Origin of the sequence: Cobetia sp. 10Alg 146, from assembly GCF_029846385.1 — a bacterium.
Classification (GTDB): Bacteria; Pseudomonadota; Gammaproteobacteria; order Pseudomonadales; family Halomonadaceae; genus Cobetia; species Cobetia marina.
This window is the reverse complement of record NZ_JARWKT010000003.1, coordinates 137,515-148,777: the sequence shown is the minus strand read 5'-3', so window position 1 is coordinate 148,777 and position 11,263 is coordinate 137,515. Positions and strand designations below refer to the sequence as shown.

Annotated in this window: 9 protein-coding genes; 5 read left to right on the top strand and 4 right to left on the bottom strand. The window is 63.0% G+C overall.

Translation table 11 applies throughout. The features are described 5' to 3' along the window. Positions 1 to 66: 66 nt before the first annotated feature. Positions 67 to 1,791 (top strand): GGDEF domain-containing phosphodiesterase, encoded by a 1,725-nt coding sequence (locus tag QD172_RS06660; protein WP_139345447.1) that lies wholly within the window; start codon positions 67 to 69, stop codon positions 1,789 to 1,791. A gap of 131 nt (positions 1,792 to 1,922) precedes the next feature. Here QD172_RS06660 and QD172_RS06655 read toward each other — a convergent pair whose 3' ends face one another. After that, a complete protein-coding gene (locus tag QD172_RS06655; protein WP_077374722.1) occupies positions 1,923 to 2,882 on the bottom strand; it encodes a LysR family transcriptional regulator in 960 nt (319 codons plus the stop codon). A 436-nt stretch (positions 2,883 to 3,318) separates the two neighbouring features. Here QD172_RS06655 and QD172_RS06650 point away from each other — a divergent pair, with 436 nt between their 5' ends. The 4 genes from QD172_RS06650 (at position 3,319) to QD172_RS06635 (ending at position 8,255) form a co-directional block, all read left to right on the top strand. Continuing rightward, positions 3,319 to 4,650, top strand: coding sequence for an MATE family efflux transporter (locus QD172_RS06650; RefSeq protein ID WP_279855309.1), 1,332 nt, complete (start codon positions 3,319 to 3,321; stop codon positions 4,648 to 4,650). A 322-nt stretch (positions 4,651 to 4,972) separates the two neighbouring features. Next, a complete protein-coding gene (locus QD172_RS06645; RefSeq protein ID WP_279855308.1) occupies positions 4,973 to 6,232 on the top strand; it encodes a D-amino acid dehydrogenase in 1,260 nt (419 codons plus the stop codon). A 160-nt stretch (positions 6,233 to 6,392) separates the two neighbouring features. Further along, entirely contained in the window at positions 6,393 to 6,776 is a 384-nt protein-coding gene (locus tag QD172_RS06640; protein WP_077374712.1) for a RidA family protein, read from the top strand. 228 nt (positions 6,777 to 7,004) lie between these two features. Continuing rightward, entirely contained in the window at positions 7,005 to 8,255 is a 1,251-nt protein-coding gene (locus QD172_RS06635; protein ID WP_279855307.1) for a LysR family transcriptional regulator, read from the top strand. A 116-nt stretch (positions 8,256 to 8,371) separates the two neighbouring features. On the opposite strand, the gene QD172_RS06630 is transcribed toward QD172_RS06635, so the two are convergent. The 3 genes from QD172_RS06630 to phhA all read right to left on the bottom strand — a co-directional run bounded on the left by QD172_RS06630 (position 8,372) and on the right by phhA (position 10,853). Then, positions 8,372 to 9,565, bottom strand: coding sequence for an amino acid aminotransferase (locus QD172_RS06630; protein ID WP_077374706.1), 1,194 nt, complete (start codon positions 9,563 to 9,565; stop codon positions 8,372 to 8,374). 1 nt (position 9,566) lies between these two features. After that, the gene (locus tag QD172_RS06625) at positions 9,567 to 9,905 is read right to left on the bottom strand and encodes a 4a-hydroxytetrahydrobiopterin dehydratase (RefSeq protein WP_077374704.1); all 339 of its coding nucleotides are present in this window, start codon (positions 9,903 to 9,905) and stop codon (positions 9,567 to 9,569) included. A gap of 66 nt (positions 9,906 to 9,971) precedes the next feature. Continuing rightward, positions 9,972 to 10,853 (bottom strand): phenylalanine 4-monooxygenase, encoded by an 882-nt coding sequence (gene phhA, locus QD172_RS06620; RefSeq protein WP_176503094.1) that lies wholly within the window; start codon positions 10,851 to 10,853, stop codon positions 9,972 to 9,974. Between the last annotated feature and the right edge of the window lie 410 nt (positions 10,854 to 11,263).

Genomic DNA, 11,263 nt, shown 5'->3' with positions numbered 1-11,263 from the left:
AACGGTTGCACCGTCAGCGGGCGGGATAGCAAGACCCTTATTCATTGTGACTGCAGTGGGGTGAGCGTGCCTCTCGATATTCTGATCAAGTTGTTGTCCTCCATCGAAGAGCCGCTGTGGATCTTCGACCGCTTCGGCCAGCTCGCCTGGAGCTCACCCCGTGCCCGTCAGGCAGAACACCAGCCTGAACTGCCGAGAACCCTGTCGCATCTGCCGGAGCCCTGTGGGCTCAGCGGCCAGCCGGGGATGTGGATGATGGGGATCGACGGGGAGCTGGGCCACTGGCTGCTGGTGCAGCAGGCCAATCTTCCCTGGCGAATGGCGGTGTTCGATGAAGAACGACTCGTCGCCTATACCTGTGGCTGGAAGGAGCTGTTCGGTGAGGCGCGTCCGCGGCTTGAACCGGTCAGTGAGCGCCGCGTGCGCCTCAAGGCGCCGTTCTCGGGTCTGGCCGAAGCGCGCGCTGCCGGACTGGACGACAAGGTGCTGATCGCGCTGCGTCGACTGCAGCCGATCAACCTGCTGTCGCGTGATCGCTTCAATGCCCAGGTGGACGAGCTGCTGTCCGGTGAGGCGGTCGATGGCGGCATCATCTATCTCTCGCTGACCCATCTGGAGATCATCAACTCGGCGCATGGCGCGGAGCGTATCGACCCGCTGCTGGAGCGCGTGGCGGAAGCGATGTCGTTGCAATACCGCGATGCACTGGTCTGTCGTCCGCTGGGCAATGCCTTCGCGCTGTTCTTCACCGGCGATGAAGTCGCCCTGATCGCGCGGGCCAGCGAGCTGTGCGAGCAGCTGGTCACGCTGATGCGCCTGGATGGCAAGTCCTTGCCCGTCACCGCGCGGGTGGGCATCAGCCTGGCGCCTCAGCACGCGCGTCGCGCGCATCGGCTGCTGCACCTGGCTGAACTGGCCATGCTGCATGGCGAGCAGGACGATATCGATGTCTGCGGGGCCTGGCATGTCTTCTCGCCCGGTGCCCACATGCGTCACCTCAACGATTACCGACTGACCAGTGACCTGCGCGAGCATCTCGAAGAGCTCGATCTTGCCTTCCAGCCCCAGTTCGATCTGGTCAGTGGTCAGGCGGTCGGCGTGGAGGTGCTGGTGCGCTGGGACCATCCGGAGCTCGGGACCATCGGGCCTGGGCGCTTCATTCCGCTGGCGGAGCAGTACGGCTTGATCGGTACCGTCGGGGCTCGTGTCATGGATGCTGCTCTTAAGGCGACGCGGGATCTGGTGACCCCGGACGGCAAGCCGCTGTCGGTGGCGATCAACGTCTCGGCCCAGGAATTTCGTGACCCCGGCTTTCCCGAGCGAGTCTCACAGGCGCTCGCCTTGCACGACTTCGCCCCCGAGCGGCTGGAGCTGGAAATCACAGAGTCCTCACGGGTGCCGGATCTGGATCGCGTCGTCGAGCGCTTGACCGGCCTGATCGACCGAGGTGTCAGGCTTGCCATCGATGACTTCGGGACCGGCTTTGCCTCGCTGCTCTATGTCCGGGATCTACGCGCCTGTCGCCTCAAGGTGGACCAGCAGTTCGTCCGTAGCCTGGATCATGATGCGCGTGACCGCGCCATCGTCTCGCATGCCATCTCGTTGGCCGATAGCCTCGGCATGGAAGTGCTGGCCGAGGGCGTCGAGACGGTGGAGCAGGAACGCCTGCTGGTGGAGATGGGTTGCCATCTGGTGCAGGGCTTCCGTTACGCGCGGCCCAAGCGCCTGCCGGAGCTCAAGCAGTGGCTTGGCAACAAGCCCTGCATTCGCCCCTGTCCCGGGGCCGCCTGAGCTGACGGGTGCAAGCCCTGTCTGGCACAGGAAACGAAAACGCCCGTCATGCAGTCGCATGACGGGCGTTTTCGTTTTACCTTCGGTGCTTCATGCAGCAGAAGCGGGCGCCAGACAGGCAAGTGACGCGCTCAGCTGCAGGTCTTGCCGTAGCCGTACATGTTCTCGAAGCCCGGAATGCGCTGCTCCCACACCGGCGGAGTCCCGACGACTTCCTGCAGGCAATCACTGAAGCGACGCGTCTTCTGGGGGAGATACTGGCGATGCGGGTAGACCAGATGGATGGATGGCAGCGGCTTCATCGGCACGTCGGTAAGCAACGGGACCAGCTCGCCATTCAGTACCTCATCCTTGATGTTGATGGCGGAGATCATGCCATAGCAGGCACCGGACTTGATGGCTCCGATCAGCACGTCGGCATCATTGACCTTGAGGCGAGAATCCAGCGCCACCTTTTCCTCGACGCCACTTTCACTGCACACCCGCAGGCGGTCGAGAATGAAGCCATCGCGTGAATAGACGGCCGCCGGCAGCCCCGAGAGGTCCGCGGGGGTCTTCGGCATGCCGTGGCGTTCGATGAAGGCAGGCGATGCGCAGATCAGATGGCGATGCGCGGCCAGGGGGCGCGCGATCAAGTTGGAGTCTTCCAGTTCCGACATGCGGATGGCGAGATCATAGCCGCCACCGATCAGGTCGGTCAGGTGGTCTTCCAGACGGACTTCCACCTGGGTATCCGGATAGCGCTCCATGTAGAGGCGCACCGCCTGAGCCACGTAGGTGCGACCGAAGTGGCTGGGGCTGGTGATCTTGAGCACCCCTCGTGGCCCGTCCTGATAGGCGCCCGCGACATCATCGGTGTCTTCCAGCACTTCGCGCAGCCGCAAGGCATGCTGATGGATCTCGCGGCCGGCATCGGTCAGGGCCAGCGAGCGGGTCGAGCGGTTGAAGAGACGAATCTGCAACTCTTCTTCCAGACGACTGATCTGCTTGGAAACCACCGAGCGGTTGACCTGACGATGATCGGCTGCCTTGGAGAAGCTCTGTGCTTCCACGACATCCAGAAACAGCAACAAGCGGGATGCTTTATCCACGGTATGACCTCTCGTGATGCAACAGGAAAAGGCTGACGCAGCCGTCCTGCTCTTCAGGGTTGCGGCGCGCTTCAGCAGACAGGGACGCCGCCCGCAGATGGCAGGACAATCGGTAGGGACAGACCGGTCGCCCAGCGGGTCAGCATCGTCAACAGGCGAAGCTTAGCACGCCCAATGTTTCCGCTAATACTACGCATCAACGGATTTTCTCGCCTTCGTGTTGCCGTTACTGCATCAAAGACATGTCTGGCTGGCGGTATCTGCCTGACGGAGGAATCCCTAGAATCAACGTTCAAGCGCTGTCGTCGCGTAGCTCAAGCGCCCTCGTTCTCTTCTTCAGACCAGCGATGCCTGGCATCCTGGGAGTGATTGCATGTCTTCAACTCGTACTTCTTCGACATCCTCGCCTTCATCCTGTCCGAGTACCGGCGAGCTGATGTCCCGTCTCTGGCGTTCCACACTGCCGATGACCATCGGCATCATGGGATTGCTGGGCTTCAATCTGGTGGATGCCGCCTTCGTGTCGCGCCTGGGAACGGCGCCACTGGCGGCTCAGTCCTTCACCTTCCCGCTGACCTTCCTGATCATCGGGGTCCAGGTCGGCATGGGCATCGCCATTGCCGCCATCGTGTCACGCACGCTGGGGGCAGGGGAGGATGCTCGTGCCCGGCGGCTCGGCAGTGTGGTGGTGCTGGTCTCCGGCGGATTGCTGGCACTGTTGATGGTAGGACTATGGCTGATACGTGCGCCGGCCTTCCATCTGCTGGGCGCCAATGACCAGGAGCTCTCGCTGATCGAGCAGTACTGGGGCCCCTGGCTGGTGGCCAGCTGGGTGGGCGCCATGGCCTATGTGCTCTACAGCCTGTTTCGTGCCCACGGCAACACGCGGCTGCCCGGCGTGATGATGCTGGTGACCAGTCTGCTCAATCTGGCACTGGACCCTCTGCTGATCTTCGGTCTCGGCCCCGTGCCGGGGTTCGGGTTGGCGGGGGCAGCCTGGGCGACGCTGATCGCCTTCGTGATCGGCCTGATGGTGACGACCTTCAAGCTGCTGCAGGAAGAGTGGATCGCGGTGCAGGGGTTGGTTCAGGAATGGCGGGACTCCTGGCGTCAGCTGACGGGGATCGCGGCACCGGCCATCCTTTCGCAGATGATGCCGGCCGTGTCCGCCATGCTGGTCACGGCCATCGTGGCGACGCTGGGTCAGACCCAGGTGGCCGCTTGGGGGATCGCCTGCCGGCTCGAGACCTTTTCCTTGATCGTGGTGCTGGCGCTCACCATGTCATTGCCCCCCTGGTTGGGACGGTGCTACGGCGCAGGTCGCTGGCAGGAAGTGCGCCGACTGATGAATCTGGTCGCCAGGATCGTGATCATCTGGCAGCTGGTGCTGGGCATGGTGGTAGCGCTCCTCGCCGTCCCCTTGTCCCGGTTGCTGGTCGGCAATGAGGAGGTCGGCGCGGCGCTGGTCCTGCTGATCCCCTGGATGCTGCCAAGCTATGCCTTCCTGGGAATCTGCATGCTGGTGGTCTCGGCCGCCAATGCGCTGGGTTGGCCGCTACGGGCCACGCTCCTGTCCTTCCTGCGTCTCTTCGTGTGCTTCCTGCCAGCCGTCTGGCTGGGCGCTGAGCTCGATGGTCTGCGCGGCGTCGCGATCGGGGCGGCCATCGGCAATCTGCTGGCCGGTATCGTGGCCTGGCGTCTCTATCGTCAGGCGATCGGTGGGCTGGGCAAGCCCTCCCGAGGGCCTGTCGAGAGCGCCACCGCGTGATGCCGATGAGGGGGTGTTCGAGAGGGTGAGACTGCCAGGACGAGTCCTTGACGTAGCGCAAAAGCGGCCATTCTAAAAATGGCCGCTTTTTTGTGCGTAATTGCTGGTAGGTTGGCAAAATTAGCTATCAATCATCTGTATTGGAGGCCAATAACAGAATATTCGTGACGGATTTCACTCTTATACTGGGGTAATTGAGGTCAAGCCACTGAAGGCGGCGCTGCTGCTCGGGGCTGGATCAAGCGATACGTTTCGTGCGCGGCGCACGGAACCCCCCTTTCTTCCACCGCCGAGCGCGGTTGCAGTCACGGAGTAGAACAACATGAAGATTCTTGTGCTCGGAAGCGGTGTCGTCGGCGTGACCAGTGCCTACTATCTGGCGCGTCAGGGCCATGAGGTCACGGTCGTGGATCGTCAGGCCAGTCCGGCGATGGAAACCAGCTACGGCAATGCCGGCCAGGTGTCCTTCGGTTTTTCCTCTCCCTGGGCGGCACCGGGCATTCCGCAGAAAGCCGTCAAGTGGATGTTCCAGGAGCACGCGCCTCTCAAGATCCAGCCGCGCATGGACCCCCAGATGGCCAAGTTCATGGTCAAGATGTTCGCCAACTGCAATGCGGACCGTTATGCCGTGAACAAGGAGCGCATGGTTCGCGTCGCGGAATACAGTCGTCTGTGCATCAATTCGTTGCGTGAAGAGACAGGGCTGCGCTACGAGGACCGTCAGAAGGGCCTGCTGCAGCTGTTCCGCAACGAGGCCCAGGTCGAGGCCGTGCAGAAGGACATGAAAGTACTGGCCGGATGTGGCGTGCGTCACCAGCTGCTGGATGCCGAGGCCTGCGCCGCCGTCGAGCCGGCCCTGGCGCGCGTGCCGGGCAAGTTCATCGCCGGGTTGCACCTGCCGGACGATCAGACCGGTGATTGCCATCTGTTCACCAACCGGCTGGCGGATTACTGCCGTGACACCCTGGGCGTCATGTTCGTCTTCAATACCACGATCCAGCGCATCCAGCGTACTGGTAGCCGGATCGAGAAGGTGATCACCGACCGCGGCGAGATGAGCGCCGACAGTTATGTGATGTGCCTGGGCAGCTACTCGCCCTTCCTGGCACGTGATCTGGATCTGGATCTGCCGATCTACCCGGTCAAGGGCTACAGCCTGACCGTGCCGATCATCAATGCCGATGCCGCGCCGCAGTCCACGGTGATGGACGAGACCTTCAAGGTCGCGCTGACGCGCTTCGATGATCGCATCCGCGTGGGCGGTACGGCGGAGCTTGCGTCCTTCGACCTGTCCCTGCTCGAGAAGCGCCGTGCGACCATCAACATGGTGGTGCGTGATGTCTTCCCGGAAGCGGGCGACTATGCCAAGGCGGAATTCTGGGCCGGCCTGCGTCCGATGACCCCGGATTCCACGCCGATCATCGGTGGCACCAAGTATGACAACCTGTGGCTGAACACCGGACACGGCACGCTCGGCTGGACCATGAGCTGTGGCAGCGCCAGCCTGCTGGCGGACCTGGTCGGCGGGCGTACGCCCGGCATCGACCCGAACGGGCTGAACCTCGGTCGTTACGCTGCCTGAATACCATGTGCCGTCGTCAGGGCCTGCCGGTGTCGGCGGGCCGGATCGCTCCCGTTTCTCGTCTCGTGTCATCAGGGAGTCGCTGAGCACGCTGTCAGGTGACGCGTCTCCCCATACGCTTCATGACCTCTCTTTCATCACTCGATACAAGGAAGCCCGCATGACCAAGCAGATCATCTCCACTGACGCCGCACCTGCCGCTATCGGTCCCTATTCCCAGGCGGTGCGTACCGGCAACCTGGTGTTCCTGTCCGGCCAGATCCCGCTGGACCCGGCCACCATGGACGTGGTGGAGGGCGGGTTCGAGGCTCAGGCCGATCAGGTGTTCCGCAATCTCAAGGCGGTGTGTGAAGCGGCAGGCGGTAGCCTGGATCAGCTGGTCAAGGTCAACCTGTTCCTGACCGACCTCAGCAACTTCGGCGTGGTCAACACCTTGATGGAGCAGTACTTCAGCCAGCCGTATCCGGCGCGTGCTGCCGTCGGCGTCAAGGAGCTGCCCAAGGGCGTGCTGTTTGAAGCAGAAGGCGTACTGGCACTCTCGTGATGGCTCGCCCATTGCCGGTCTGAACGAATGACTGGCGCATCGATGCCTTGTCCCTCACTCCCCTCGCTGATTCATCAGCGGGGGGAGTGTCGTTTCAGGGGCATGACGTCTTGAAGGCTGGTGAAGCGTGACATTTGGCGCCAGCATGATTAGCGTAAGGCTAAATGAGCCGGCGCCCACTGCTGGCTCTCGGAGCATCGCGGACGAACCCCTTCAAGGAGCAACACCATGGCGCAGTCAGACACAGGCACACGTGAACCCGGCATACGGCTGCGTCAGCTGGAAATGCTGTGGGCGGTGATCGAGTGCGGATCGATGAAGGGTGGCGCGGCGCAGCTGGGCATCAGCGTGCCGGTGGTCTCGCGGGGCTTGGCACAGCTTGAGCAGACGCTGGGCTATTCGTTGTTCCTGCGTGAAGGTGGCCGGCTGGTGCCCACGCCGGAAGCCGAACGCCTGACCCCGTCACTGGCCCGGATGTTCACCGCGCAGTCCGAGCTCAGGCGACTGGCCTTCGGGCCGGGCAGTGGCAAGCGCCCGCGCCTGGTACTGGCAGTGACGCCGTCTCTGGAAGCCTTCAGCACCGGATGGCTTGAGCGCATCGCGGCCAGCGAGTCGTTGAGTGATTGGCTGCCGAGCCTTGAGGTGATGGAAGCCTCGACGCATGCCGCGGCGCTGGCCGAGGGGCGGATACACATGGCCGTCACGCTGGAAGCGCCGGAGGAGCCTCAGGGCGGCAAGCGTGCCAGGACAGCGGCCGCACGCGCGCGCGAACTCAAGCAGAGTCTGCGCGCACGGGCCCGTGAGGAGACCGTGCTGGTGGAGGGCGCCGAGGAGGGCGCCGGCATCCCTGCGGCGCAGGGCATCTCCTCAGGCATGCCGGAGCTGGGAGACGATGCCGCATTGTCGGAGGTCGGTATCACTCGCCAGGATGATCTGCTGTCCTCTCTGGACGACACGACAACGGCGGCACAGCCTCCCGTCGAGGCTGCCGACGAGCAGCGCGACGCTGCAGGCCAGACTGCGCTCAAGCTGCCACTGATATTGCTGTGGCCTTCACGCTGGCCACTGCTCGACAAGCCGCTGACGGTGGAACGCCTCAATGAGCGGCCGTTCGTGGAGCTGCCGGAAAGCAGCAGTCAGGGGCGGCTGGTCCGTGGACTTCTCAAGCGAGAGCGCGTGACGCCGGCGAGTCTGGTGGAGGTGGCCACGCCTGCCAGCGCCGGGCGTCTGGCGCGCTCAGGCAGTGCTGCCACCATCATCGATGCCCTGTCGGCGCATCAGGTACTCGAGGACGACGGAGGCGACCTGATCGGCATGCCGCTCTCGATGCGCAGCGAGCGCTATCTGGCGCTCAAGTGGCAGTGGCAGGCAACGCAGGACGATGAATCGCTGCATGAGGTGCAGGCCTTGCTGGTCAGCCTGCTGGAAGAGGCGGTGGCAGCGAGTCTTGCGACGCTGCCTGTCGAGCGCGAGGAATGACGGTCGCGGTGACAGCGAAGGCTGCCGACTGAGGGCGCCTGACAATGTCTCGCCCCAGCAATGAAAAACCCGCCAATCGGCGGGTTTTTCATCTTTCACGAAGCGTTCGGTCAGGCTCAGCCCTTGACGACGGTCGCGATGGCCTTGGCGACGTAGGGCAGATTCTCGCTGGAGAAGCCGGCCACGTTGGCGCGTCCGGAGCGCACCATGTAGATGCCGAACTCGTCACGCAGGCGATCGACCTGCTCCGGTGTCAGGCCGGTGTAGGAGAACATGCCGCGCTGCTCGGCGATGAAGGCGAACTGCTCATCCAGGCCATACGGCTTGAGCGCCTCGACGAACTCACGACGCAGGCCATTGATGCGCTCGCGCATCTCGGTCAGCTCGCTCTTCCACTCCGCGCGCAGCGTCTCGTCCTCGAGAATGTCGATGACTACCGCACCGCCATGTGCCGGCGGATTGGAGTAGTTCTCACGCGCGGTGATCGCGGCCTGGGAGCGCACGTCCAGCATGCTGTCCTCGTCCTTGGCGATCAGGATCAGGCAGCCGGTACGTTCGCAGTAGATGCCGAAGTTCTTGGAGCAGGAGCTGGTGATGATGGCCTCATCGACATTCTCGGCCAGCAGGCGCACGCCGTAGGCATCTTCTTCCAGACCATCACCGAAGCCCTGATAGGCGAAGTCGATCAGCGGCAGCAGCTTGCGTGACTGGACGACTTCCAGCACCTGGTCCCACTGCTCGCGACTCAGGTCGAACCCGGTCGGGTTGTGGCAGCAGGCGTGCAGCAGCACTACGTCGCCTTCCGGAATCGTCTTGAGGGTCGCCAGCATGCCGTCGAAGTCGAGGCGATTGTTCTCGTCGACATACGGGTAGCTGTGACGCGTCACGCCTGCGGCATCGAAGATGCCCAGGTGATTCGGCCAGGTCGGAGTGGACAGCCAGATATCACGACCCTTGAGGTTGCTGGCGATGAAGTCTGCCGCCAGACGCAGGGCACCGGTACCGCCGGGCGCCTGAGTGGCGCTGGCACGGTTGGCAGCCAGCACCGGCGACTCGGCGCCCAGCACCATCGGCAGCACGACCTTGCCGAAGCGCGGGTCACCGTGAGAGCCGATGTAGGTCTTGGTGACTTCGCTCTCGACCAGGCGGTCCTCGGCCTGCTTGACCGCACGCATGACCGGCGTATTGCCGTTGGCATCGCGATAGACACCCACGCCGAGGTCGACCTTCTGCGGGTTGGTGTCCTTGTTGAAGGCTTCGATCAGGCCGAGGATGGCATCCCCGGGTACACGCGCAATCTGCTCGAACATCTTATTTCGCTACCTCGTCGGTTCTGGCGGCCATGATGAAATCGTTCTTGTGCAGACCCTTCATCTCGTGGGACCACCAGGTCACGGTGACCTTGCCCCACTCGGTGAGAAGTGCCGGGTGATGCCCGACGTCCTCGGCAATCTCGCCTACGCGATTGGTGAATGCCAGTGCCTGCTTGAAGTTGCGGAACTTAAAGCATCGCTCCAATTGCATGATGCCATCGCGATTGAGCAACTGCCACTCGGGAATGGCGGTCTTGAGCGTCTCGATGTCGCTGTCACTGACCTTGGGGGCATCGAAACTGCAGGCTTCACAGGACTGTCTGGCGAGTTCGGTCATGTCACTATCTCCGGCTTGAGGAAAGAGGGTGGGGCGGGTGAAAAGAAGCGCAAGGCGCCGGTGCGATCAGCGTGGTGCGAAGCGCGGCGTCTTGAGACCGAGCGCCATGGCCTCGTGCACCAGCGCCATGATGTCGCGACTGGCGAGTTCATGCAGATCGTCCAGCGATTCCAGGACATAGTAGAGCGGCTGCAGGATGTCGATGCGATACGGAGTGCGCAGTGCCTCGATGGCATCGAAGGGCAGGTGCTCGGGGCGCTCGAGACTGTCTTCGAGCTCGCCCAGTGCATAGCAGGTCTCGCGTGGCGAGGAAATGATGCCGCCGCCGTAGAGGCGCAGCGCACGACTGCCATCGGGTTGAACCTCGCGCAGCATGCCGAATTCCACCGTCATCCAGTAGAGGCGGGCCAGGTAGACGCGCTCTTCCTTGCTGGCAGCGAGACCGAGTCGACCGTAGGTGGCGGTGAATTCCGCGAAGGCGGGGTGGGTAAGCATCGGGCAGTGACCGAAGATCTCGTGGAAGATGTCCGGTTCCTGCAGGTAATCGAGTTCTTCGGGACGGCGAATGAAGGTGGCAACCGGGAAGCGCCGCTCGGCGAGCAGTTCGAAGAAGCGGGTGAAGGGGATCAAGGCTGGTACTCGCGCGGTTCGCCAGCCGGTGGCGGCCTCGAGCACCCGGTCGATCTCATCCAGCTGGGGGATGCGATCCCGGGGCAGGTCAAGATGTTCAAGCCCTTGCAGGTACTCGCGGCAGACGCGTCCCTCGACCAGCGCCAGCTGGCGCGTCATCAGCGTCTGCCAGGTGGCATGCTCCTGATCGCTGTAATGGATCCTGCCCTGGCTATCCGGTTCATGCGCCACGTAGCGGGTGCCCTTGGCCTGAGCCTGCGAGCCGGGCGCAGATACCTGGGATGCCTGTGGCCAGTCACGACCCTGCGGTGCGTTCATGCAACCTCCCGAACGGTATGGCGGCGCTGCGTGGGCAGGCTGCCGTGTTGTCATCATGGCGGACATGTCAGTCCCTGCATGTCGATGACTACGCTAGGCCTTGTCGGACAGCTTTGACCAGTGCCACGGCCCGCTTTTGCACGGCAGATAACGGTGCGATGTCCCGTCTCTTGTCACATAATCCTGACACCTGTGCGGCTGATGGCCTCGATCAGTGCCATTCGGGCAGTTTTGCGTGCCGGCAATACTGTCTATTGTAAGGAATGCTTTACGAGGTTTTCGATAACGCTTACGTTAACGTCATCGATGTGCCGCATTGCCCTGCGGTAGCCCGAATGATGTCCTCGGGTCATCAGCGTTTCCCCTCCACGCTTGTGATCCTCAAGCGCCTGACCCTCAGAGCCGTGCCG